This window comes from Paenibacillus sp. YN15 (assembly GCF_003285005.1).
In the GTDB taxonomy this organism is placed as follows: Bacteria; Bacillota; Bacilli; order Paenibacillales; family NBRC-103111; genus Paenibacillus_AR.
This window is the reverse complement of record NZ_QMFA01000014.1, coordinates 1-23048: the sequence shown is the minus strand read 5'-3', so window position 1 is coordinate 23048 and position 23048 is coordinate 1. Positions and strand designations below refer to the sequence as shown.

General features: G+C 57.2%; 22 protein-coding genes. 18 read left to right on the top strand and 4 right to left on the bottom strand.

Annotated elements, in window-relative coordinates:
• Positions 1-57 precede the first annotated feature (57 nt).
• Positions 58-1098, top strand: a complete 1041-nt coding sequence (locus DQG13_RS13160) for a LacI family DNA-binding transcriptional regulator (RefSeq protein ID WP_309472236.1) — start codon at positions 58-60, stop codon at positions 1096-1098.
• 63 nt (positions 1099-1161) lie between these two features.
• On the top strand, positions 1162-3471 hold the full coding sequence (locus tag DQG13_RS13155) for a GH36-type glycosyl hydrolase domain-containing protein (protein WP_113020232.1): 2310 nt from the start codon (positions 1162-1164) through the stop codon (positions 3469-3471).
• Between the two features lie 571 nt (positions 3472-4042).
• Here the strand turns inward: DQG13_RS13155 and DQG13_RS13145 are convergent.
• Positions 4043-5134, bottom strand: coding sequence for a DNA alkylation repair protein (locus tag DQG13_RS13145; RefSeq protein ID WP_181592733.1), 1092 nt, complete (start codon positions 5132-5134; stop codon positions 4043-4045).
• Between the two features lie 125 nt (positions 5135-5259).
• Positions 5260-5475: a hypothetical protein gene (locus tag DQG13_RS13140; RefSeq protein WP_113020229.1), complete on the bottom strand. Its 216-nt coding sequence runs from the start codon at positions 5473-5475 to the stop codon at positions 5260-5262.
• A gap of 145 nt (positions 5476-5620) precedes the next feature.
• Between DQG13_RS13140 and DQG13_RS13135 the strand changes: the two genes are divergently transcribed.
• From DQG13_RS13135 to fur, 5 genes are all read left to right on the top strand, one after another.
• Complete coding sequence (locus DQG13_RS13135) at positions 5621-6181, top strand: NUDIX domain-containing protein (RefSeq protein ID WP_113020228.1); 561 nt, start codon at positions 5621-5623, stop codon at positions 6179-6181.
• 7 nt (positions 6182-6188) lie between these two features.
• Positions 6189-7385: an endonuclease Q family protein gene (locus DQG13_RS13130; RefSeq protein ID WP_113020328.1), complete on the top strand. Its 1197-nt coding sequence runs from the start codon at positions 6189-6191 to the stop codon at positions 7383-7385.
• Positions 7351-7863, top strand: a complete 513-nt coding sequence (locus tag DQG13_RS13125; protein ID WP_181592732.1) for a GNAT family N-acetyltransferase — start codon at positions 7351-7353, stop codon at positions 7861-7863. The genes DQG13_RS13130 and DQG13_RS13125 overlap by 35 nt, the downstream gene beginning before the upstream one ends.
• Positions 7864-7933: 70 nt before the next feature.
• Positions 7934-8584, top strand: coding sequence for a stage II sporulation protein M (gene spoIIM / locus DQG13_RS13120; RefSeq protein WP_113020226.1), 651 nt, complete (start codon positions 7934-7936; stop codon positions 8582-8584).
• A 125-nt stretch (positions 8585-8709) separates the two neighbouring features.
• The gene (fur, locus tag DQG13_RS13115; protein WP_113020225.1) at positions 8710-9171 is read left to right on the top strand and encodes a ferric iron uptake transcriptional regulator; all 462 of its coding nucleotides are present in this window, start codon (positions 8710-8712) and stop codon (positions 9169-9171) included.
• A gap of 136 nt (positions 9172-9307) precedes the next feature.
• Here the strand turns inward: fur and DQG13_RS13110 are convergent, their stop codons facing one another.
• Positions 9308-10477, bottom strand: a complete 1170-nt coding sequence (locus tag DQG13_RS13110) for a S8 family peptidase (RefSeq protein WP_181592731.1) — start codon at positions 10475-10477, stop codon at positions 9308-9310.
• Positions 10478-10698: 221 nt separating this feature from the next.
• Here DQG13_RS13110 and DQG13_RS13105 point away from each other — a divergent pair, with 221 nt between their 5' ends.
• From DQG13_RS13105 to lpdA, 11 genes are all read left to right on the top strand, one after another.
• Positions 10699-10932: a DUF4227 family protein gene (locus DQG13_RS13105; RefSeq protein WP_113020223.1), complete on the top strand. Its 234-nt coding sequence runs from the start codon at positions 10699-10701 to the stop codon at positions 10930-10932.
• An 83-nt stretch (positions 10933-11015) separates the two neighbouring features.
• Positions 11016-11921: a site-specific tyrosine recombinase XerD gene (gene xerD / locus DQG13_RS13100; RefSeq protein ID WP_113020222.1), complete on the top strand. Its 906-nt coding sequence runs from the start codon at positions 11016-11018 to the stop codon at positions 11919-11921.
• Entirely contained in the window at positions 11918-13093 is a 1176-nt protein-coding gene (deoB, locus tag DQG13_RS13095; protein ID WP_113020221.1) for a phosphopentomutase, read from the top strand. Before xerD ends, deoB begins: the two co-directional genes overlap by 4 nt.
• A 27-nt stretch (positions 13094-13120) precedes the next feature.
• Positions 13121-13948: a purine-nucleoside phosphorylase gene (locus DQG13_RS13090; RefSeq protein ID WP_113020220.1), complete on the top strand. Its 828-nt coding sequence runs from the start codon at positions 13121-13123 to the stop codon at positions 13946-13948.
• 78 nt (positions 13949-14026) lie between these two features.
• A complete protein-coding gene (locus DQG13_RS13085) occupies positions 14027-14833 on the top strand; it encodes a purine-nucleoside phosphorylase (protein ID WP_397333968.1) in 807 nt (268 codons plus the stop codon).
• A 99-nt stretch (positions 14834-14932) separates the two neighbouring features.
• Entirely contained in the window at positions 14933-16267 is a 1335-nt protein-coding gene (locus tag DQG13_RS13080) for a pyrimidine-nucleoside phosphorylase (protein WP_113020219.1), read from the top strand.
• Positions 16264-17067 carry a lipoate--protein ligase family protein gene (locus DQG13_RS13075; protein ID WP_113020218.1) on the top strand — a complete coding sequence of 268 codons (804 nt, stop codon included), beginning with the start codon at positions 16264-16266 and terminating at the stop codon, positions 17065-17067. The genes DQG13_RS13080 and DQG13_RS13075 overlap by 4 nt, the downstream gene beginning before the upstream one ends.
• Positions 17068-17210: 143 nt before the next feature.
• Positions 17211-18287: a pyruvate dehydrogenase (acetyl-transferring) E1 component subunit alpha gene (gene pdhA, locus DQG13_RS13070; RefSeq protein WP_113020217.1), complete on the top strand. Its 1077-nt coding sequence runs from the start codon at positions 17211-17213 to the stop codon at positions 18285-18287.
• A gap of 46 nt (positions 18288-18333) precedes the next feature.
• Positions 18334-19314, top strand: coding sequence for an alpha-ketoacid dehydrogenase subunit beta (locus tag DQG13_RS13065; protein WP_113020216.1), 981 nt, complete (start codon positions 18334-18336; stop codon positions 19312-19314).
• A 16-nt stretch (positions 19315-19330) separates the two neighbouring features.
• On the top strand, positions 19331-20668 hold the full coding sequence (locus DQG13_RS13060) for a dihydrolipoamide acetyltransferase family protein (protein ID WP_113020215.1): 1338 nt from the start codon (positions 19331-19333) through the stop codon (positions 20666-20668).
• A 5-nt stretch (positions 20669-20673) separates the two neighbouring features.
• Complete coding sequence (gene lpdA, locus DQG13_RS13055; RefSeq protein WP_113020214.1) at positions 20674-22086, top strand: dihydrolipoyl dehydrogenase; 1413 nt, start codon at positions 20674-20676, stop codon at positions 22084-22086.
• A gap of 94 nt (positions 22087-22180) precedes the next feature.
• Here lpdA and DQG13_RS13050 read toward each other — a convergent pair whose 3' ends face one another.
• Entirely contained in the window at positions 22181-22486 is a 306-nt protein-coding gene (locus DQG13_RS13050; protein ID WP_113020213.1) for an alpha/beta-type small acid-soluble spore protein, read from the bottom strand.
• Positions 22487-23048: the final 562 nt, after the last annotated feature.

Sequence of the window (23048 nt, the reverse complement as noted above, 5' to 3'; positions counted from 1 at the left end):
TCTTTTCATCCAGCCTAATAATGTGTTAGTATGGGGATAGGGAACGTTCCCTAAAGAATTTTACGGGGAGGGATTCCCATTCCAAGCATACTGGATATTGCCAAATTGGCAGGTGTGTCCAAAACCACCGTGTCCAAGGTGCTCAACCATCAATACGGCGTACATGAGGATACCCGAAAAAAGGTTTGGGAGGCGGCCGCCGAGCTGCATTATACTCCCAATATTGCGGCCAGGACGCTGGTGACCAGCAAAACCGGGGTAATCGGCGTGGTATATGATTCCTTCTCTTCTCCCATTTACATGGAGCTGGCCGGGAAATTGGAGCATTTCGCCGCCGAAAAGGGCTACCATCTGGTGTTCTGCAGCTGCAATGCAAGACAGGAGGCCAAGCAGCATTACATCCAGTATTTCATGGGGGGAGCGGCGGACGGGGTGATTATCTTTGGCAGCGCCAAGGATGACCTGCCGGTGATCCAGCGGCTCATGGCACTCCAATTCCCCTTTGTGGTGATCGAGAACCATTTTGAAGAGCTGGAAATCCCCAATGTGCTGGTGGATAACCAGGCCGGAGCCCGGCAGGCAGTCCATTATCTGCACCGTTTGGGCCACAGGAGCATTGTCCACGTCACGGGAAATATGGAGCACCGGGTAGCCATGGACAGACAAGCCGGATTCCGCGAGGCTATGGAAGCATTGGGCTTGGATACGGGTTCCGATGCCTTCATTTCCACCGACGGCTCCAACGGCTGCGGCGTCGGGGCTGCGCAGCAGCTTATGGGCATGAACAAAAAGCCCACTGCCGTTTTTGCTTTTAACGACCTGATTGCCTACGAGATGATGGACACGCTGCATCAAGCTGGATACAGGATTCCGGAGGATATCTCCATTGTGGGTTTTGACCATTTGGCAGGCGTGCTCAGCTTCAAGCCCGGTCTTCATGACCTGACCTCCATTGCCCAGCCCTTGTCCGCAGTAGCGGAGGCGGCGGTGGAGATTGTGGCCGCAGCGGCGGCGGTCGAAGAGGGGATAAGCCGGTTCCGGCTGTTTACCCCCGAGTTGAAGGAAGGACATACATGTGCCCGAGTGCAGCGCCAGTAAAGGCTGCACCTTTCTTTGCACAAAATGGGGAACGTTCCCCAAACCTAAAGGAGGAGAATGTAAATGAGCAGTTTCGGCCATTTTTCCAATGAGGGGTCAGAGTTTGTTTTTACCACCCCGCGTACTCCGCGGCCCATGTTGAACTATCTGTGGAACCCGCTTTTGCTGTCCGGCGTGAACCAGCTTGGCGGCGGCACAGGCGCATACGGTGACCGGGCGGCGGCATATATTGACCCGGAGGGCAAGGGGAGAGCTGTCATTATCAAAAACGGCAACCGTTATTTTTATCTCCATGATGAGGAAACAGGAGCTTGCTGGAATCCCGGCTGGTTCCCCTCCCGCACCGAGCTGGATGAATACAGCTGTGTCCACGGTCTGGGTTACTCCCGCCTCAGCGGTGCCTTAAACGGAATCGAGGCGGAAGCCCGTGTATTCATCAACGGCGAGGACCCTGTTGAAATCTGGACCGTCACCCTGTCCAACCAGTCTGACCGGGCAAGGAAGATGAAGCTGTTTTCCTTCGTGGAATTTTCCCTTACCGGCTACAAAATTTACAGCAATTATTATTCCAATCTATTCGCCGAATTTGACAGCGATCACCAGCTTCTTATGGCGTACAACACCACCCAGGACAGAACACATGGCTGGTTTAACGGATTTATTGCCTGCAGTGAGCCTGTAAGCGGTTACGACAGCTCCCGCAAAGCCTTTGTGGGCACCTACGGCAACCTGCAATGTCCCGATGCTGTGGCGGCGGGAGGCTGCACCGGCAGCCTGGCCTCCAACGAGGATATGGTAGGGGTGCTGGAGAATGGGGTGACCCTCCAGCCCGGCGAGTCCCGCAGCTTCCACATCCTTATCGGGGCAACGGATACCCGTGAACGGGCCTGCGGCGTGGCGGAGAAGCTGTTTGCCCCCGGCCGGATTGAGGCGGATTTTGCCGAGCTGCTGGCTTCCCGTGAACGGATGAAGGAAACCATCCGGATTGAAACCCCGGACGGAAAAGTGAATACGCTGGTGAACAACTGGATCAAGCAGCAGGTGCAGCTTTGCGCCGAGGCCGGACGGGATACGGGGAAAGGCTTCCGGGATCAGCTTCAGGACGCTTGGGCTATCGCTTCCTTTAACCCTGAGCTGGCCAAGGAAAAAATTCTGGAAACCCTGCGCTACCAATACCGGGACGGCCGCTGTGTAAGGGGATGGCTGCCGCTGGATACTCACATCTATTCCGATGGTCCGGTTTGGATTGCGCCTACCGTCAATGCTTACTTGAAGGAAACCGGCGACTACGGCTTTTTGGATATTGTGGTGCCCTATCTGGACGAAGGGGAGGCTACCGTGTGGGAGCATATGCTCACTGCCGCCCGTTATTCCTCGGAGGATTTGGGCGAACGGAATCTGGTGCTGGCCCATGACGGAGACTGGAACGACTCTCTGAACGGCATCGGCGTAGGCGGCAAGGGCGAAAGTGTATGGACCTCCATCGCCTTGTATTTCGCTTTGAACCATACGGCGGAAATGGCCTCCTTTGTGCGCAAGGATGAAGCGGTGGCGGAAGAGATGAAGGAGCGGGCCGTCCGGATTAAGGAGGCAGTCAATGACAAGGGCTGGGACGGAGAATGGTATTTGGCCGGCTACAATGACGCCGGGGACAGGGTGGGTACCCATACGGAGGAAGAGGGCAGCATCTATCTGAACAGTCAAACCTGGGCTTTGATGTCCGGAGTCGCTGAAGGGGAGCGGGTGGCCCAATGTCTGAAGGCGGTGGATGAGCGGTTGGATTCCCCCTACGGGCCGTTAACCCTTTCCCCCACATACACCCATTACAGACCGGAAATCGGGCGGTTGACCGGCTTTGTAGGCGGCATCTGGGAGAACGGCGCCCCCTATTGCCACGGCGGCACCTTCAAGATTGTGTCCGACTGCTGCTTGGGCCGGGGCAATGAAGCGTACCGCACCATGCTCAAAATTATGCCGGACAGTGAAAGCAATCCCTCGGATTATTCCGGCTGCGAGCCTTATGCCCTGACCAATATGTATTTCGGTCCGGATAATCCCCGCGCAGGCCAAACCATGTTCGCCTGGGTAACGGGAACGGCAGGCTGGATCTTCCGCTCCGCCACCCAATATATGCTGGGCTTCCATCCCGGCTACACTTCCTTCCGGCTGGAGCCGGTCATTCCGGCCCATTGGGAGGAATGCCGGATCAGACGCAGCTTCCGGGGAGATGTGTACGATATCCGCATTGTGAACCCAAAAGGTGTGCAATCCGGAGTGGCCGGCATTCGGCTTAACGGCAAGGAAGTGGAGGGCAATGTGATCCCTGTCCAGGGTGACGGCGCTGTGCATCAAATTGAAGTGGTGCTGGGCTGACGCTTGACTGAAATATAAGAAGCCGGTTCTTTCCCAAGGGGGAGAGCCGGCTTTTTTTGCAACATATCAGAAAAGTATTCGGAGGAAGGAGAGTTTTTCTCAAAGTCACAGAAAGTCATGCCCCTATGCGTTTCTAATGCGGTTGTGCTGTGGTTTTGTTCCTTATACGGAAACGAACGCTATATAGACATGTATCCCAGAGCGACCTCTGTAGCTGCGATGTCCACTTTTCAATGGACATTCTGGAGGGTTTTGTCCTTCTGACGCATTATCCTCGTCACAGTTGGGCGGACAGAGAATCCGTTATTTTCCGAATGTGATCCGTTTTCAGATTTACACGGACAGACGTTCCGCTATTTTGCTCCAGAAGCCTGGAATCCCCCATTTTTTCAGATTTAACGGATCGTGAGTCCGCGGAGGAGAAAAAAAGGCGGATTTTAGCGAAATAACGGAACCGCAGTCCGTCAAACTCAAACGTCTTGATAAACGCGCAGCTCCAGCCCCAAAGGACGCCGCAGGCGTTTTTCTCATTTAAATAACTGGGCAATTGCAGGCTGCGTGCCGCCCCTTGTTAATCGCCGGATGTCTCCAGCATAAACCCGGCGGAGGCGCGCTCCTCTCCGTTCACCAGAATGGAGACCCGGTGATACCCGGGATAATGCTTGCGGGTGGTAAAATCCTTGACGGTCACGCCCCAGGATATCGCCTCATCGCCGCAAAATTCCTTCCGCTCGGGAAGGTGGAAGCGCTTGGGGGCGGTTTTGCCGTTGGCCTTGACATAGTCAATGGCATATTGGAGCCGTACCGATACTGGCTGGCTTGCGGCAAGCCGAAACGAAAAGCGGAGCTCCTCTCCCAGCCGGATTGTCTCCGGCTCTACCCGCAGCTCGCCGATTTCCACGTGGGCCTGAATGTCGCCGCCGCCAAACCCAAAGAGGCGGAGCGCCTCGGGGTTCCCTTTTTTTAGCAGCGTGCGGCAGGCATGCTTCAGAAGCCGGTCGGTTTCCCGGCTTGACCCCAGATGGGCGGTGGCCAGCTTCAATACCGTCTCCGGGTGGTCCTTGGAAATATCGTTGAGATTATTGGCCACACTCCGGCGCACATATTCCGATTCATCCTGCAGGAGCGCCGTCAGAATGGGAAAAAGCGGCTCCGGATCGGCGATCAGCCGCCGCAAGGGCTTGCCCCAGGGCAAACGGGGACGGCAGCCTTCGCTGGCCAGACGCCGCACATGCTCGTTGGGAGCTTGGGTCCAGGCCAGCATTGCCGCAAGCATCCGGTCCTGGTCCGCTTCAATAAACGGCCTTACGGCAAATTCAGAGGAGCTGGATGGAGTGAAGCTGCAAAGGGCGCGGAGGGAGGTGTCCCAATGCTCCAAACCGAATAGGCTGACGAACTCCGGAAAAAAGATATAGGGGAAGCCGGTGCATTCACCGGTAAGCGTCTCCAGAATCCGGATCGCCTGGTCATAATCCGCCGGCAGGAATCCGCCCAGCACCTGGGCGATATGGCGGTAGCGGTCCTTCAGCTCCCGGGCCTCCCATCCGTTATCGAAGACTGCCGCGAGAAACCCGGGCCGGTCAAAGGAAGGATAAACTCCGGACACCTTGAGGGCGAAGTCCTCCAGCAGCTCCCGCGTGTACATATGTTTTAACGGCTCCATGGCACTGCTCCTTCTTGGAAAATAAGCGGCAGGCAAACACCTGTGCGCCTGTCTGGAACAGTATACCATTTGGCTGAAATCTTGTACAATGCGGGCAAGCTATTTTCCGGATACCGCTTCCGGTCTTAAAGGATTTGTTCCTTGGATGGAGCCGGGTAGGCGCGGAAGGTGGCATGCCTTACAAGGGAAGCCTTCGGGTGCAAGCCTGCGCGCCAGTTCAACTGCTCCACAAGCGGCATATGGGGATTGGGAGATTCGTCCAGAAGCAGCCGCAGCATCCGGCGCACTTCATGGGCTTTTCCGGTCATCAGGAGACTTGCGTTGCTGCAGCGGGTTTTCATGGGAGGCACCCTCTTTTCTTTTCATAGTCGACCATACGCCGATTGCGCAATACCCCGAGGTGATTTCCCGGCAAGCATGGTATAATGCTATTCATATGACCGGCGCGTCAAAGTCATGTCTTTTACAGAAAAGGAGAAAGAGACCATGAACGAACAAACATCCAGCAAATTTGAGGAAGTCACCCTTAGTACGGAACCCATTTTTAACGGGCGGATCATCTCTCTGCAAGTCGATACGGTCCGGCTGCCCAACGGCGAAACGGCCACCCGGGAAATTGTCAAGCATCCGGGAGCCGTGGCGGTCATTGCTCTGGTGGAGGATAAAATGCTGGTGGTGGAGCAATACCGCAAGCCCTTCGAGAAGAACCTGGTGGAAATCCCGGCAGGCAAGCTGGATCACGGCGAGGAGCCTCTGGCGGCGGCAATCCGCGAGCTGGAGGAGGAAACGGGTTATGCTGCCGGAGAGATTCGCCTTATACATTCTTTTTACACCTCTCCGGGATTTGCAAACGAGATTATCCATCTTTTTGTTGCGGAAAAGCTGACCAGAGGTGAAGCCCATCTGGACGAGGATGAGTTCCTTGACTGCAATGCCATTACTCTGGAGGAAGCGGAGCGGTATATCGCGGAAGGGCGCATCGGGGATGCGAAAACCATCATGGCGGTATACGCCTGGAAGCTCTACCGGCTGACAGGGAAGATATAAGATGGAGATGAAGGAGCTGCAGGAGTTTTACGCGGACATGCACATCCACATCGGGCGCACCGAGTCGGGGCTGCCCGTCAAGATCAGCGGCGCAGCCAATCTGACCTTCCACAACATCGCCCGCGAGGCCTCCCAGCGGAAAGGCATTGATGTGGTGGGCATTATCGATTGCCATTCCCCCGGCGTACAAGCGGAAATCGACAGCTATCTGGAGAAGGGGGAAATGGAGGAGTTGGAGGGCGGAGGCATCCGCTACCACAACACCACCATCCTGCTGGGTTCGGAGCTGGAGGTAAAGGAGCCTGGCCGGGGACCGGCACACTTCCTGGTGTTCCTGCCTGACCTGCGGTCCATGAAGGCCTTCACGGTTTGGCTGTCCGGAGTGATGAAGAATGTCCAGCTCAGCTCCCAGCGCATCTATGTCAGCACCCGGAAGCTGCAGCAGGAGGCGGAGTCAAGGGGAGGCATTCTGATTCCCGCCCATATTTTTACCCCATATAAGAGTGTCTACGGCAGCGCGGCGGAGCGGATGTCCGAGCTTCTGGATGTAGAACGGCTCCTGGCTGTGGAGCTGGGGCTTAGCGCCGACACGGAAATGGCTTCTTACCTTCCCGAGCTGGACGGATTGACCTTTCTGACGGATTCGGACGCCCATTCCCTCTCCAAGATTGGCCGGGAGTACAACCGGATTCGGATGGCCGAGCCTACCTACAAGGAATTTGTGCTTGCCCTGCGGAATCGGGACGGCCGCGGTGTGACTGGCAATTATGGCCTGAATCCCAGGCTGGGCAAATACCACCGCACCTACTGCGCCGCATGCGGCTCCATTGTGGATGAGGCGGAGCTGTCCACAGAGCGCTGCTTCTATTGCGGCAGCACCAAGATTGTCCGCGGTGTTATGGACCGGATTAAGGATATTGCAGACCGCCAGGCCCCTATAGTGGGAGCCCATCGGCCGTCTTATCATTATCAGGTGCCGCTGGAGTTTTTGCCCGGACTGGGGCCCAAGCTGCTGGACAAGCTGCTGGCCCGGTTCGGGACGGAAATGAACATTTTGCACAGAGCGCCATTGGAGGAAATTGCGGAAACCGCGGGAGCGAGCATTGCCGGTATGATCGGCGCGGCCCGCGGCGGCGCCCTTCAAGTGGATGCAGGAGGCGGAGGGACATATGGCAGAGTCAGAGTGGACGATCGCAAGGGCTGACCCGGAGGATGCGGAGGATATCTTAAGGTTTCTCAACCGGGTGGGCGGGGAGAGCGACAACCTGCTGTTCGGGGCGGATGAGATGCGGTTGACTGTTGAGCAGGAGCGGGAGTGGATCAGAAGCCAAGGCAGTCTCCCTCATTCCGTTACCCTCACCGCCAAACGGAACGGCGAAATCGTCGCCATAGGTTCCCTGGCGGGATCGAACCGGGAGCGGATTGCCCACCGGGCGGAAATATCATTGGTGGTCTCCCGGGATTGCTGGGGGCAGGGCATCGGGCGCAGCATGATGGAGGCTCTGATCCGGTTCGGCAGAGAGAATGCCATTGAGGCTATCGACCTGAAGGTGAGATCGGACAACCGGCGTGCTATCCGTCTATATGAAAGCCTTGGCTTCAAAGCCTGCGGAACGTATGAGCGCTTCTTCAAAATCGCCGGCGGCTATTATGACGCCCTCCTGATGAACTTATCTCTTTAGTTGGCATCATAGTTTTTGGTCAAGCCTCATATTCTGTACTATGCGGCTTGGACAAGGAGGCTATGAAACCATGAATTCATCCGGGCATCCGTTGCGGAGTTATATGAAGGAGCACTTTCCCTTTTTCCTGTTTATTTTCGTCCTTTTCGCCACGGGCATTGTCTTCGGCGCAGTGCTGGTAGGGGCCCTGACCCTGGAGCAGAGAGAGGAAATGGCCCGGCACTTGTCCGCCTTTGCGGCGACGATAGATCAGGGCGGCGGGTTTGATTCCACAGCTTCCTTCCAGCAATCCGTCATCCTGCATCTGAAGTGGCTGGGCTTGATCTGGGTATTGGGGCTGTCCGTGATCGGGCTCCCGCTTGTGTTTGCTCTGGATTTTCTTAAAGGGGTGCTGGTGGGCTTTACGGTCGGGTATATGGTCAGCGTGTATTCCTGGGACGGTGTGCTGTTTGCTTTTGTGTCCGTCCTTCCCCAGAATCTGGTGATCATTCCCGCGTTCATCATCGTCAGTGTCGGCGCAACCCTGTTTGCCATTCATCTGGTGAAAGCCAGAGTGGTGGAGCGGGAGGGTTCCTTGGCAGGCGCCTTCTGGCGGTATACGGCCACTGCGCTTTTGATGGTGGTTGCGCTGGCGGGAGCAGCCCTGTATGAGGGGTATCTGTCCCCGGAGTTGATGAAGCAAGTGGCGCCGCGGCTCTTGTCCGTATTCTCGATTCTATGAATAAGTTGACTTTATTTCCCGTGTCACCCTATAATGAAGGAAGAGTGTCGGTGGATGGGGCTTGAATTGGCTTCATGATGCTTACGACGCCGGTTTTCCTCCGGAAAACCCTAGGGAGGGCAACGATGGAAGCGCGCATTGAAAAAATCAAACAACAGCTGCAGGCGCAGGCTTTCAAGCTGACACCCCAACGTGAAGCGACGGTGCGAGTCCTGCTGGAGAACGAAGAAGACCATCTGAGCGCCGAAGAAGTGTTCATGCTGGTTAAGGATAAATTTCCCGAGATTGGCCTGGCGACAGTGTACCGTACCCTGGAGCTGTTGTCGGAGCTGCATGTTCTGGAGAAAATGAATTTTGGAGACGGCGTAGCCCGCTATGATTTGCGCAACGACAGCACGCATCATCATCATCACCATCTGATCTGTGTGCAATGCGGGTCGGTGGATGAGATTCTGGAGGACTGGCTGGCCCCTCTGGAGGAGCGGCTGGACCGGGAATTCCAGTTCACGGTGGTGGACCATAGGCTGGATTTTCAGGGCATCTGCCACAGATGCCGGGAGAAGGCCAAGGCCAAGGGAAATAAATAGCGATCACAAAAACCCTTCAGCGGGAGCGCTTCCCGGCAAAGGGTTTTTTTCTGCATAAATACACATCTTCATTCGGGGGCTCCCCCAAAAGTAGTCGGATTCCGCTTCGGAGCATCTCGTCACTTTTGGGGGATTATTACACCTGGCGGATGGCCTTGTCGACCTGGACGAGTCCTGCTCCCTGAGCCAGGGAGGAATATCCGCTCAGCCGCTTGGCGGTGGCCCGCAGCACCTGGCGGATGCGTGCCGGACTGAGCCTGCGGTTCTTCGATAGAAGCAGCGCGGCGGCTCCGGTTACGTGAGGGGCGGCCATGGAGGTGCCGCTCATCAGGCCGTAGCTTCTGTTGGGCAGGGTGGAGCAAATATCCACGCCGGGAGCGGTGACGGCGATGCCCTTGCCCCTGTTGCTGAAGCTGGCCACCTTGTTGCTGCTGTTGCTTGCCGCTACTGCAATAACCTGGGGCAGCCGGGCGGGAAAATCGATTTGCTCGGTATTGGGACCGTCATTGCCGGCGGAGGCGATCATTACAATGCCCTTGCGGTATGCGCGTTCAATTTGCTCCTTCACCGTATCGCTTCCGCCGCTGATGCCGAAGCTCATATTGATGACCTGCATGCCATGGCTGATGCACCATTCCAGCGCCTCCACAATGTCCGACACATATGCGCTTCCGCTGGCGTCAAAGGCTTTGACCGAATACAAGCGGGCCTTGGGGGCCACGCCGACTACACCGAAGCTGTTGTTCAGGGCGCTTGCGGTCCCGGACACATGGGTGCCATGCCCGTTTTCATCCGTGTCGGGCGCTCCGGCAATGGCATTGAACCTTCCCCGGATGCGCAGATCGGGGTGGGGACTGATCCCGGTGTCGATGATGCCGATCTTCACCCCGCTCCCCTGGTGCGAACGCCAAACGCCGGGAGCGCCCACCCGCTTTACGCCCCAGGGAATCACCTGGGGGGCATTGACGGAGGCGCAGGGTGCGGAAATCCGCACGCTGCGCGCAGGCTTCCTGCGGTGCAGCCTTACCTTGGCGTCATGCTCCACCCGTTTGACCATGCTGTGCGCCGATAATGCCTTTAAACTCGCCTTGGCCGGAAAGCGGCATACCACCGCATGGGCTCCGGCCACCTTTTTCACCGGCTTGATGCCCAGCGCCTGAAGCTGGGCAAGGCAATGATGATAGCAGTGGCTGTTTTTCAGCACTACCATTTTGCGAACCTGCCCGGCGCTTTTTTTCCTGCTCTTAATGCTGCTCCTGCCGGGCGCTTGCATGATTCCGGCCAGAATCTCCCGCATACTGCTCATATCCATAACCATCTCCCTTGGGTTCCTGATGCATTGTATGGAGGAAGGGGGCGTTTGGCATGGGCAAATATAACATTGCCAAAGTAACATTATCCCGTTCAGAGATTTGGACTGTGTTTTTCCGGCACAGAAGGGAATAATAAGCATGCGGCCAGACAGCCGGGGGACAAGGCATAGTCATTGCCTCTCTATCATACGTTAACGGTAAGAGGTGAGCCGTGATGATCGTACATATGCGCAAATGGATCGAGCGTATGAAATTTATCGCATTGTTTTTTGTTTTGGTGATTTTGCTGTATCATATGATGGCGGTTGTGGGGCAATGGCTGCAGCCCGCCCACCCCCACCGGACGCCGGAGGGCAGCGCAGTCAAGGTTTTCCGCCACGAGTCCGGCACCTTGGAAACGGACAATATGGCCGACCGTCTAAGGCTGTATTATTGGTTGGGAGAATGAATCCGCGATAGGGGAGCAGGAAAAAACAGCCTCTTTGTTGAACTTGTAATACGAAAGAACGTATGATAAGGAGCAGAGAGGCAATGAATCTCCACTTGCAACGCTATCTGGAGCTGCTGGGGGAAGAGCGGGGCCTGGCCTTCAATACGCTTCAGTCCTACCGGCGGGACCTGGCTCAATACCTGGGGTACCTGACGGAGAAATCCATCCGGCTGGAGGATTCCTCGCGCGTCCATATACAGGGCTATTTTCTCCATCTCAAAAAATTGGGACGGGCATCGGCAACCATCAACCGCTGTCTGGTGTCCATCCGCTCCTTTTACCAATATCTTGTCGCAGAGCATGTGCTGGAGCATGACCCCGCTGCCGGACTGGAAGCCCCCAGGCTGGAGCGGAAAATGCCCTCCGTGCTCACCGTTGAGGAAGTGGGCAGGCTGCTGGAAGCCCCGCGCGCGGATACTCCCCACGGGCTGCGGGATAAGGCTATGCTGGAGCTTCTGTATGCCACGGGAATCCGGGTTACCGAGCTGGTTTCCCTGGACCGGGAGCATGTTTATCTGGATATGGGCTTCATCCGCTGCCCCGGCAAAGGTGAGAAGGAGCGGATGATTCCCATCCATCCCCAAGCGGCCCTGTGGCTGCGGCGGCATCTGGAAGCAACCCCCGGCGGTCAGGGCGCCGCTCTGTTTGCCAATCATCTGGGCGGCAGGCTCTCCCGCCAGGGCTTCTGGAAGATCATCAAAAAACATGCGGCGGATTCGGGGATAATAGGAGAAATCACCCCCCATACCCTGCGCCACTCCTTTGCGGTGCACCTGTTGGAAAACGGGGCGGATTTGAAGGCCTTGCAGGAGATGCTGGGCCATGCCGACCTTTCCTCCACCATTATGTATGTGAAATCCAACCCGGCCAGAATGAAGGATGTTTATAACCGGGCCCATCCCCGGACAGGGATGATGAGCCCCGAGGGAGGTTTTGTGAAAGCATGACATTCAAACGCATAGCACTGATCGTACTGGACAGCGTCGGCATCGGCGAGCTGCCGGATGCCCCGTCCTTTGGCGATGCAGGCGCCCATACTCTGGGCCACATCGCGGAGCGCGCCAAGAGCTTCCGGGTGCCGCATCTGCAGGAGCTGGGGCTGGGCAATATTGCCCCCCTCCGCACCGTCCCGCCAGCGGACAAGCCCAAGGCCTATTACGGCAAAATGGCGGAGCAATCCGTAGGCAAGGATACGATGACCGGCCATTGGGAAATTATGGGCCTCCGCATCACTACTCCTTTCAATACGTATCCGGAGGGTTTTCCGCCGGAATTGCTTCAGGAATTCAGCCAACGTACAGGCCGCGGCATTCTCGGCAACAAACCGGCCTCCGGCACGGAAATTCTGGACGAGCTGGGCGAGGAGCAGATGAAGACCGGCTCCTGGATTGTCTACACCTCGGCGGACAGCGTGTTCCAGATTGCCGCCCATGAGGAGATCATTCCCCTGGAGGAGCTTTACCAGGCCTGCAAAATCGCCCGGGAGCTGACCCTGCGTCCCGAATTTGCCGTGGGCCGCGTCATTGCCCGCCCATTTGTGGGGCAGCCGGGAGCCTTCAAGCGGACCCCCAACCGGCATGACTACGCCGTCAAGCCGCCTGCCCCCACCGTGATGAACCGGCTGGCGGACGCCGGACTGGACTGCATCGCCGTGGGCAAGATCAATGATATTTATTCCGGGGAGGGTGTAACCCGCTCCTATCCCACCAAGAGCAACGAGGACGGCATCGACCGGACCATTGAGGTGCTGAAAAGCGATTTCCGCGGCATGGTGTTTACCAACCTGGTGGACTTTGACTCCCTGTTCGGCCACCGCCGGGATGTGGAGGGATATGCCGGGGCGCTGATGGAGTTTGATGCCCGCCTGCCGGAGATTATGGCGCAGATCGGCCAGGAGGATTTGCTGATTCTGACAGCCGATCATGGCAATGACCCCATCCATGCGGGCACCGACCATACCCGCGAATACGTGCCGATTCTGCTGTACAACCCGGCCTTGACCCAGCCCGGCAGCACGGGAATCCGCGAAACCTTCGCCGATCTGGGAGCGCTGGTGGCGGATAATTTCGGCCTGCCTGCCATGGAGCAGGGAACCAGCTTTTTGGACAAGCTGATATAGAGCAATATCATTCAGGGAGGTACATAGATGGCAGAGAAGCATGTATTGGAGCGCATTGAAGAGGCGGCAAGCTATATCGCCTCCCGCTCGCCCATCCGTCCGGAAATCGGACTGATTCTGGGCTCCGGGCTGGGCGTATTGGCCGATTCCATGGAGGAAGCCGTTATAGTGGATTACAGCGACATCCCCCATTTTCCGGTTTCCACTGTGGAGGGACATGCGGGAGAGCTGCTGCTTGGCAAAATCGGCGGCCGTCCGGTGCTTTTGATGAAAGGCCGCTTCCACATGTATGAGGGGTATCAGGGGGAGACGGTAACCTTCCCCATCCGGGTGATGAAGGCATTGGGCATCGGCGGCCTTCTGGTCACCAATGCGGCGGGGGGCGTGAACACCTCCTATGAGCCGGGGGATCTGATGCTTATCGCCGACCATCTGAATATGACCGGGAATAACCCGCTGATCGGGCCGAACCACAAGGAGCTGGGCGTGCGCTTCCCGGATATGTCGGAGGCGTACAGCAAACGGCTGCGCGCCGTCGCCAAGGAAATCGCCGCTTCCCAAGGACTGAAGCTGCAGGAGGGCGTTTATGCGGGCCTCTTGGGCCCGTCCTATGAAACCCCGGCGGAAATCCGCATGCTGCGGGTATTGGGCGCCGACGCCGTTGGCATGTCCACTGTCTCCGAGGTGATCATTGCCCGCCATTCGGGCATTGAGGTGCTGGGTATTTCCTGCATCAGCAACATGGCGGCGGGGATTCTCGATCAGCCTTTGTCCCATGAGGAGGTCATGGAGACCACAGACCGGGTCAAGCAGCAGTTCCTGAAGTTCGTCATCCGGCTTATTCCTCAAATGTAAAGAGATCCGGGAGGTTATCACGTGTCCATATCCGCAAATGTTGGTACTTTTGCTCAAGTCCGGGAGGCCTGCGAGGCCATCCGCGGCAAGCTGGGCAAGGCCCTGCCCGTCATCGGCCTGATTCTGGGTTCAGGTTTGGGAGACTTGGCCGAACAGATCCAAAATCCGGTGATAATCGATTACAGCGAGGTTCCCCATTTCCCCGTATCCACGGTGGAAGGACATGCCGGCAGATTTGTGGTCGGCGAGCTGGAGGGGCGCACCGTCATTGCCATGCAGGGCCGGTTCCACTTCTATGAAGGCTACAGCATGAAGAAGGTTGTATTCCCCGTGTATGTCATGCGGGAGCTGGGCGTACAGTCTCTGGTAATTACCAATGCCGCCGGGGGGATGAACCGGAATTTCCGCGCCGGGGATCTGATGCTGATCTCCGACCATATCAATATGACGGGAGCCAATCCCCTCATCGGGCCGAACGATCCCGAGCTGGGCGTGCGCTTCCCCGATATGTCCCAGGCGTACAACCGGGAGTACCGCGCCCTGGCCAAAAAGCTGGCGGCAGAGGTGCGGGATGATTCCGGACAGCCCCTGGTGCTCCAGGAGGGAGTCTATTGCGGCATCAGCGGCCCGGCTTACATGACGCCGGCTGAATTGATGATGCTGGCCCGGGTAGGCGGAGACGCGGTAGGCATGTCCACTGTAGGCGAGGTTATCGCCGCCAGCCATGCGGGCTTGAAGGTGCTGGGCATCTCCTGCATTACCGACATGGCCATCGGCGAGGAGCTGGAGCCTTTGACCCATGAGCAGGTGATGGAAGTGGCCAACCGCACCAAACCCAAGTTCCAGGCGCTGGTGAAGGCGTTTGTGCGGCAGGTAGGGGAATAAGGGTTACGTTTACAAATTCATTGAAAAGACTACTCGGCACCGGAATGATCATCGGGAAGAGTAGTCTTTCTTTCACTTTTTATGGGAGGGGCGCTGTTCATGCGTACTGTGGATATCATTCAGAAAAAAAGGGATGGCCGCGAGCTGACCCGGGAAGAAATCGAATTTCTGATTGGCGGCTACACCAAAAGTGAAATCCCCGATTACCAGATGGCTGCATGGGCTATGGCCGTGTTTTTTCAGGGCATGAGCCCGCGGGAAACGGCGGACCTGACGCTGGCTATGGCCGCCTCCGGCGATATGCTGGATTTAAGTCCCATCCACGGGATCAAAACGGACAAACATTCCACCGGGGGCGTAGGGGATACGGTCACCTTGGTGCTGGCTCCTCTGGCCGCATCGGCAGGAGTGCCGGTGGCCAAAATGTCCGGGCGGGGCTTGGGCCATACCGGGGGCACAATTGACAAGCTGGAGTCCATACCCGGTTTTTCCACGGAAATGCCGCCGGAGGCTTTCATCAGGCAGGTGAACACCCACGGGGTGGCGGTGATCGGCCAGTCCGGCAATATTACCCCTGCGGACAAGAAGCTGTACAGCCTGCGGGATGTGACGGGAACGGTGAACTCCATTCCCTTGATTGCCAGCTCCATTATGAGCAAAAAAATTGCCGCCGGAGCAGATGCCATTGTGCTGGATGTAAAAACCGGCAGCGGCGCTTTTATGAAAACCTTGGAGGATTCCATCCGTCTGGCGGAGGCTATGGTCAGCATCGGCACAGAAACGGGACGGGAAACGGTAGCGGTGATTACGGATATGGAGGAGCCGTTGGGGACGGCTGTGGGGAATGCCCTGGAGGTGCGGCTGGCGGTGGAAACCTTGCAGGGCAGGGGACCGGCGGATTTGGTTGAAACCTGCCTGACCCTGGGGTCCCACATGCTGGTGCTGGGCGGCAAAGCCGACAATGCGGAGGCCGCCAAGGACATTCTGCGGAATAAGCTGGCCTCCGGGGAGGCGCTTGCCAAATTCAAGGAATTTGTTGCAGCCCAAGGGGGAGACCCGGCAGTTGGGGATGATCCTGCGCTTCTTCGGGTATCCGGACGGCAATTGACGGTTTCTGCGCCGCGGGCCGGTTACGTGGGTCATATCACCGCGGAGGAAATCGGATTGGCTGCCATGGAGCTGGGGGCGGGACGGGAGACCAAGGAATCTCTTATTGATTTGTCTGTTGGGGTGCAGCTTTTGCGCAAAACGGGGGATGCTGTTCAAGAGGGTGACGGGTTGGCGGTGCTGTATGCCAAAGAAGGGCAGGCTCAAGGGGAGCTGGAACGCATCGCCGGACGGGTTCAGGAGGCCTACAGGCTTCAGGACGAGGCACCCGGGCACCGGAAACTGGTTTATGCTGTGGTAAGCAAAAATGGGGTAAGCTATCCATGAGAAAAGTTCTGATTGAAGAGCCGCTGGCAGAGCTGTCGGCGGATGTGACAGATGCGTTTGCCTGGGATGAGGTGGCCTGCCGCAAGACGGGGAAGGGGGAATTTCCCGCTCTGGCGCGGATATGGCGTCATCCCAGAGCGATAGTGCTGGGTTTGCGGGACCGGCGGCTGCCTTATGCCGGAACAGCCATGGAGAAGCTTCGCGGCGACGGCTTCTCCGTTGGGGTGCGGAATTCCGGAGGGGCTGCGGTGCCGCTGGATTCGGGAGTGGTGAACCTCTCCCTGATCCTGCCGTATGAGCAAGGGACGCGGATGGATTTTCACCGGGAGTTTCGTCTCATGGCCAATCTGATTGCCGATGCGGTTAAGCCGTGGAGCAAGGAGGTCCGTTGGGGAGAAATCCGCGGCTCCTTCTGCCCCGGCGAATACGATTTGGCCTTGTCCGGACGCAAATTCTGCGGCATCGCCCAACGGCGTCAACTGCGGGCCTGCGTCGTCTCCGCTTTTGTTATCGTGGAGGGCAGCGGGGAGGAGAGAGGCCAGGTGGCGCAGCGGTTTTACAGGGAAGCCACCGGGGGTGTTTCCCACGCCGATGATCCCATGGTAGTGCCGGCCAGTATGGCCAGTCTCCAGGAGCTGGCGGGAGTGCCCTCCGCAGAGGCCTTTTTGGGGAGTCTGCGGGAGCTTCTGGATGGCCGGGGAGATACTGGAAAGACGGAGGCTGCCGCTTTTTCCGGGATTGAATTTTCAGAAATATTAAGCATGAGAAATGAATTGAAACGAAGATACGACCATGATTGATTAAAAAGTTATATATTTTTGTCTTTTTTCGATTAAAACCTCGAAAAATTCGTTTTTCCGCCCGGGATGGCTTAGAATGAGGTAAAGGCGGTCTTATTGAAAATGATTATCATTACAGATATCAGAGAAGGAGTGGAAAAAGGATGGAAAACCGCTATGAAGCCATACTGAAAGAGATAGAGCCGCTATCCGTTCTATCCCTTGACGGGGGGATCGTTGCAGGCCAGGAAGCGCCGGCGCTGGAGAATGAGCAGCTGCTGGAGCTGATGCGCCGCATGGTGTTTACCCGTACCTGGGACCAGCGCGCCGTAAGCTTGAACCGCCAAGGGCGGCTGGGCTTTTATGCTCCCGTATCGGGCCAGGAGGCCAGCATTGTGGGAACCGGCTTTCCTCTGGCCAAGGAGGATTTTGTCTGCCCCGGCTACCGTGATATGCCCCAGCTGTACTGGCACGGCCTGCCTATGGCCAATGCCTTCTTATATTCCCGCGGGCACCAGGAAGGCGGGCGGATTCCGCAGGGGGTTAATGTCCTGCTGCCGCAAATTATTATCGGCGCCCAGGTTGTCCAAGCGGCAGGCGTCGCCATGGGTCTGAAAAAACGCGGAACCTCCAATGTGGCTATGGTGTATACAGGCGACGGCGGTTCCTCACAGGGAGATTTTTACGAAGGGATGAATTTCGCCGGTGTGTATAAGCTTCCGGTGGTGTTCGTCGTTCAGAATAATCATTATGCCATTTCCACACCGCGGTCCAAGCAAACGGCTGCCGGAACCATTGCGCAAAAAGCGGTTGCGGCAGGCATCACCGGGGTTCAGGTGGACGGGATGGATGTTCTGGCCGTTTACAAGGCTGCTTCCGAAGCGGTGGAGCGGGCCCGGAGGGGCGAAGGCCCTACCCTTATTGAAACTCTGACCTACCGTTTCGGTCCCCACTCCATGTCCGGCGATGACCCCACCAAATACCGGACCAAGGATGAGCAGGGCGAGTGGGAAGTGAAGGACCCGCTGGTCCGTTTCCGCCGCTTCCTGGAGAAGAAGGGCTTGTGGAGCGAGGAGCAGGAAATGAAGATTGTGGAGGAGGCCAAGGCGGAGGTTGCCGCGGCCATCAAGCAGGCGGAGGGTGCGGAGCCCATGACGGTGGAGGGGCTGATCGACAGTATGTTTGAGCATACGCCCGCATACCTGGAGGAGCAGAAGGAATATTTCAAAGGGCTTGTCTGATACAGACCGACTAATCGGCGGGAAGGGAAAGGATGGGAGAAACAATATGGCGCAGATGACAATGATTCAAGCGATAACGGACGCCATGCGGGTTGAATTGGCGCGAGATTCCAATGTGCTGGTGTTTGGCGAGGATGTGGGCCGGGTAGGCGGCGTTTTCCGGGCGACGGAGGGGCTGCAGAAGGAATTCGGCGAAGAGCGCGTGTTCGATACGCCATTGGCGGAATCGGGCATCGGCGGTCTGGCGGTAGGGCTTAGTGTCCAGGGCTTCCGGCCGGTTGCGGAGATTCAGTTTATCGGGTTTGTATTTGAGGTGATGGACTCCATCAGCGGACAGGCAGCCCGTCTGCGGTACCGCTCCGGCGGGCGCTATCAGGCGCCGATTGTGTTCCGTACTCCTTTTGGCGGCGGGGTAAAAGCCCCTGAGCTGCACACGGACAGTCTGGAGGGGCTGTTTATGCAGACCCCGGGCTTGAAGGTGGTTGTGCCGTCCAATCCTTATGATGCCAAGGGGCTGCTCATCAGCGCCATCCGCGATAATGATCCGGTATTTTTCATGGAGCATTTGAAGCTGTACCGCGGCTTCCGGGCGGAGGTTCCCGAAGGGGAATACACCGTTCCCATCGGCAAAGCCAATGTGGTCCGGGAAGGCAGCGATGTGACGGTGCTGGCCTACGGCGCTATGGTGCATACGGCGTTGAAGGCGGCGGAGGAATTGGAAAAGACCAGAGGAGCCAAGGCGGAGGTTATCGATTTGCGCTCGCTGGTTCCTTTGGATACCGATACGATCCTTGCATCGGTCAATAAAACCGGCCGGGTTGTGGTGGTGCAGGAGGCCCAACGCTCTGCCGGAGCCGCGGCGGAGATTATTGCCCGGATCAATGAAAAAGCGATTCTTCACCTGGAGGCTCCGGTGATTCGGGTAACCGCTCCGGATACGGTATTCGCTTTTGGCCAGATTGAGGATAAGTGGCTGCCGGACCCTGCCAGAGTGCTGGCGGGCATCAATACGGTTCTCGATTTTTAGGAAGGAGGGCATAACGATGGCGCTGTTTGATTACCGGTTCCCGGAGTTGGGGGAAGGTCTTCACGAGGGTGAAATTGTAAAATGGCATATCAAGGCCGGAGACAAGCTGGAAGAGGACCAGGTAATGATGGAGGTCCAGAACGATAAAGCTGTAGTTGAGGTGCCTGCCCCGGTTTCGGGGAAGGTGGTTGAGGTTAAGGTGGCGGAAGGAACGGTTGCCCATGTAGGCGATGTGGTGGCTGTATTCGAGGTTGAGGGGGAAGCGGTGGCTTCTGCTTCGGGTGACGCGGCTGCAGAGCCTGCGCCTCCGGCAGCTGCTCCCGTGCCTGCGGCAGACGGCCAAGGCGGCGCTGTGCCTCCTGCGGCTGCATCCGCCGCTGCGGCGGCAACGGCTCCGGCGCAGGACCGGCGCCAGGTGCTGGCTACTCCCGGGGTGCGCAAGTTCGCCCGGGAGCAGGGTGTGGATCTGGCCCGTCTGCAGGGCTCGGGCAAAAACGGCAGAATCACCCGGGAGGATGTGACTGCTGCCGCTTCCGGCGGCGTCCAAGCGGCGGCTCCCGTTTCCGCCCAAGAGCAAGCCGCTCCTGTAGAGGCGGCGCCTGCCGCCCAAACGGCAGCAGCGACCGCTTCTACGGCCCCGGCAACGGCAGACGCGGCGGAGGAGCGGGTGCCTTTGAAGGGTGTCCGCAAGATTATCGCCCAAGCGATGGCCAAGTCGGTGTACACCGCTCCCCATGTAACTGTAATGGACGAGGTGGACGTGTCCAAGCTTGTGGCCTTCCGCCAGCGGCTGAAGCCGATTGCCGAGAAGAAGGGCGTTAAGCTGACCTATTTGCCCTTTGTAGTGAAGGCTGTGGTAGCGGCTTTGAGGCAGTATCCCGCTCTGAACGCCTCCATCGACGACGAGCGGAGCGAGATTGTATATAAGAAGGCCTACCATGTAGGCATTGCCACGGATACGGACAACGGATTGATTGTGCCTGTTGTCGCCAACGCGGACCGGAAGAGCATGTGGACCATTGCCGCGGAAATCAGCGACTTGGCCGGCAAAGCCAGAGACGGCAAGCTTGCCCCCCACGAAATGAAGGGCAGCACCTTCTCCATTACCAATATCGGTTCGGCGGGAGGACAATTTTTTACCCCTGTCATCAATTGGCCCGAGGTTGCCATTCTGGGGACAGGACGGATTGCCGAGAAGCCTGTGGTGCGGGATGGCGCTTTGGCAATCGGTCAAGTAATGGCCTTGTCCCTGAGCTTTGACCACCGGCTGATCGACGGGGCTACCGCGCAGCACGCAATGAATCTCATCAAGCAGCTGTTATCCGATCCGGAGCTGCTGGTTATGGAGGTGTAAGGCTCATGGTTGTCGGTGAATTTACTACAGATATTGACGTATTGGTGATCGGCGCCGGTCCCGGCGGTTATGTGGCGGCCATCCGTGCCGCCCAGTTGGGCCGAAAGGTGACGATTGTGGATAAAGCCGAGGTGGGAGGCGTTTGCCTGAACCGCGGCTGTATTCCCTCCAAAGCGCTGATTTCCGCGGCCCATCATCTGGAGGCGGTTCAGCATGGGGATACCATGGGCATCCGGGCGGAAGGGGTTTCCGTGGATTTTGGCAAGGTGCAGGAATGGAAAGGCGGCATTGTGAAGAAGCTTACCGGCGGCGTAAGCGGGCTGTTGAAGGGCAATAAGGTGGAGATTCTCTCCGGCGAGGTGCTGTTTATCAGCTCCAATGAGGTGCGGGTGATCAGCGGCTATGACAGCGCCCGTTACCGCTTTGTGGATTGCATCATTGCTACCGGGTCCCGGCCTATTGAACTGAAGACTTTCCCCTTCGGAGACAGAATCCTGGATTCCACCGCCGCTTTGAGCCTGGACCATATTCCCGAGAGCCTGATTGTCATCGGAGGCGGGTATATCGGCATCGAGTTGGGCCAAACCTTCTCCAAATTCGGCTCCAAGCTGACCATTCTCGAGGGTTCGGATGCCATTCTGCCGGGCTTCGAGAAGGAATTTTCCTCCCTGGTGGCCAAAAAGCTGCAAAAAGCAGGCGCTGTGATCGAAACCGGCGCCATGGCCAAATCCGCCCAAGCTTCGGATAAGGCCGTGACGGTTACTTATGCGGTAGGCGGCGAGGAGCGCCAGGCGACGGCGGAATACGTGCTGGTCACTGTAGGACGCAGGCCGAATACGGATGAGCTGGGGCTGGAGCAGCTGAACATGAAGATTACCGACCGGGGCTATATAGAGGTGGATGAAAAAGGTCAAACCAGTGTCCCCCATATTTATGCCATCGGCGATATTGTCGCGGGAGCTGCTCTTGCCCATAAAGCTTCCTATGAAGGCAAGGTAGCCGCGGAGGCCATCGCCGGACATCCCAGCGTGGTGGATTATAAGGCGCTGCCTGCCGTGGTCTTCTCCGATCCGGAAATTGCCGGCGTGGGCTTGAGCGAAACGGAAGCCAAGAAGGAAGGCTATGAGACGGCTATCGGCAAATTCCCGTATGCCGCCAACGGCCGGGCCCTGTCCCTGGGCAGTGCGGAGGGCTTCGTCAAAGTGGTGGCCGACAAGAAAACCGGTCTGGTGCTGGGCGCCCAGGTAGTCGGTCCGGAAGCCTCCAATTTGATTGCCGAAATGGGGCTGGCCATTGAGATGGGGGCTACGCTGGAGGATATCGCTCTGACCATCCATGCCCACCCCACACTGGCGGAGATGGTTATGGAAGCTGCCGAAGGTGCCTTGGGGCAAGCTATCCACCAAATCAACAAGTAAGCCAAACACCTTCATACAAACAAAGACCTTTCTCCTCTTTTTGATCAGGAGAAAGGTCTTGTTTGTCTCCTTGCCGGTTTATGCCGCCTTGTCATTAGGGTGTTCTTTGCTTCTCTGAGGAGGGCAGGGAGGCCAGATGCTCCTGAGCCATCCGGATCATTTCCTTGACCATGGCGCCCCCGATTTTGCCCCCGATCCGTCCGGCATCCTCTGTCCTGAGCTGGCCGTTGTCGGTTTGGGAGAGAGGGATGCCCATGGATTGGGCCACCTCAAATTTCACCTGATCCGGCTGCTGCCGATTGACGTTATACCCCTCCCGTTGCATCACATCGGCCTTGAAGGTATCGATGGCCGCTGGTGGAACAGGGTATGCGTATTGTCTGTTTTTGCGTCTGCCCATGGCAGTTTACCCCGCTTTCATTGAAGTCTGGAATGGGATGATGGGTGATGGGTGTTGCCGTTAGTGTTTGTTTATCCGCTTCGGATCATACCGGCAGGCAGGGCTTGGAACATTCCTGATATCAATAGGTCTCAATCCCCGGCAATTCCAGGACTTAATATTTAGAAAATTGGAACTTCCGGCTTAGGGGTTGCGGTTTATAAGCCGGATGTGGTAAGGTATGTCTTGTCGCTTCTTCGGTGAAAATAACAATAAAAAAAGATACTTGACGAAAGATGTCGAACATGATATATTGTTATTCCGGCGGTTGAAACGCCGACGAAGTAAGGTGATAACGAATAGTTAGCTCCTTGAAAACTGAACAACGAGCAGCAAAACAATGAAGCCAAACGTTTCGGCCCCATAAAGTGAAGCGAAGCTCTCGCAGCCTAGTCAAGTACTTTACGGGGACCCCAAGAGATTGGGATTATGAGCTTTAGTCAGCTCTAGCATAAGGGTCTTTCGGGACCACTTTTATGGAGAGTTTGATCCTGGCTCAGGACGAACGCTGGCGGCGTGCCTA

Coding starts and splice junctions, on each gene's coding strand:
- DQG13_RS13155 (WP_113020232.1), top strand. CDS start 1,162: ATGAGCAGTTTCGGCCATTTTTCCAATGAGGGGTCAGAGTTTGTTTTT.
- DQG13_RS13145 (WP_181592733.1), bottom strand. CDS start 5,134: ATGGAGCCGTTAAAACATATGTACACGCGGGAGCTGCTGGAGGACTTC.
- DQG13_RS13140 (WP_113020229.1), bottom strand. CDS start 5,475: ATGAAAACCCGCTGCAGCAACGCAAGTCTCCTGATGACCGGAAAAGCC.
- DQG13_RS13135 (WP_113020228.1), top strand. CDS start 5,621: ATGAACGAACAAACATCCAGCAAATTTGAGGAAGTCACCCTTAGTACG.
- DQG13_RS13130 (WP_113020328.1), top strand. CDS start 6,189: ATGAAGGAGCTGCAGGAGTTTTACGCGGACATGCACATCCACATCGGG.
- DQG13_RS13125 (WP_181592732.1), top strand. CDS start 7,351: ATGGCAGAGTCAGAGTGGACGATCGCAAGGGCTGACCCGGAGGATGCG.
- spoIIM (WP_113020226.1), top strand. CDS start 7,934: ATGAATTCATCCGGGCATCCGTTGCGGAGTTATATGAAGGAGCACTTT.
- fur (WP_113020225.1), top strand. CDS start 8,710: ATGGAAGCGCGCATTGAAAAAATCAAACAACAGCTGCAGGCGCAGGCT.
- DQG13_RS13110 (WP_181592731.1), bottom strand. CDS start 10,477: ATGAGCAGTATGCGGGAGATTCTGGCCGGAATCATGCAAGCGCCCGGC.
- DQG13_RS13105 (WP_113020223.1), top strand. CDS start 10,699: ATGATCGTACATATGCGCAAATGGATCGAGCGTATGAAATTTATCGCA.
- xerD (WP_113020222.1), top strand. CDS start 11,016: ATGAATCTCCACTTGCAACGCTATCTGGAGCTGCTGGGGGAAGAGCGG.
- deoB (WP_113020221.1), top strand. CDS start 11,918: ATGACATTCAAACGCATAGCACTGATCGTACTGGACAGCGTCGGCATC.
- DQG13_RS13090 (WP_113020220.1), top strand. CDS start 13,121: ATGGCAGAGAAGCATGTATTGGAGCGCATTGAAGAGGCGGCAAGCTAT.
- DQG13_RS13080 (WP_113020219.1), top strand. CDS start 14,933: ATGCGTACTGTGGATATCATTCAGAAAAAAAGGGATGGCCGCGAGCTG.
- DQG13_RS13075 (WP_113020218.1), top strand. CDS start 16,264: ATGAGAAAAGTTCTGATTGAAGAGCCGCTGGCAGAGCTGTCGGCGGAT.
- pdhA (WP_113020217.1), top strand. CDS start 17,211: ATGGAAAACCGCTATGAAGCCATACTGAAAGAGATAGAGCCGCTATCC.
- DQG13_RS13065 (WP_113020216.1), top strand. CDS start 18,334: ATGGCGCAGATGACAATGATTCAAGCGATAACGGACGCCATGCGGGTT.
- DQG13_RS13060 (WP_113020215.1), top strand. CDS start 19,331: ATGGCGCTGTTTGATTACCGGTTCCCGGAGTTGGGGGAAGGTCTTCAC.
- lpdA (WP_113020214.1), top strand. CDS start 20,674: ATGGTTGTCGGTGAATTTACTACAGATATTGACGTATTGGTGATCGGC.
- DQG13_RS13050 (WP_113020213.1), bottom strand. CDS start 22,486: ATGGGCAGACGCAAAAACAGACAATACGCATACCCTGTTCCACCAGCG.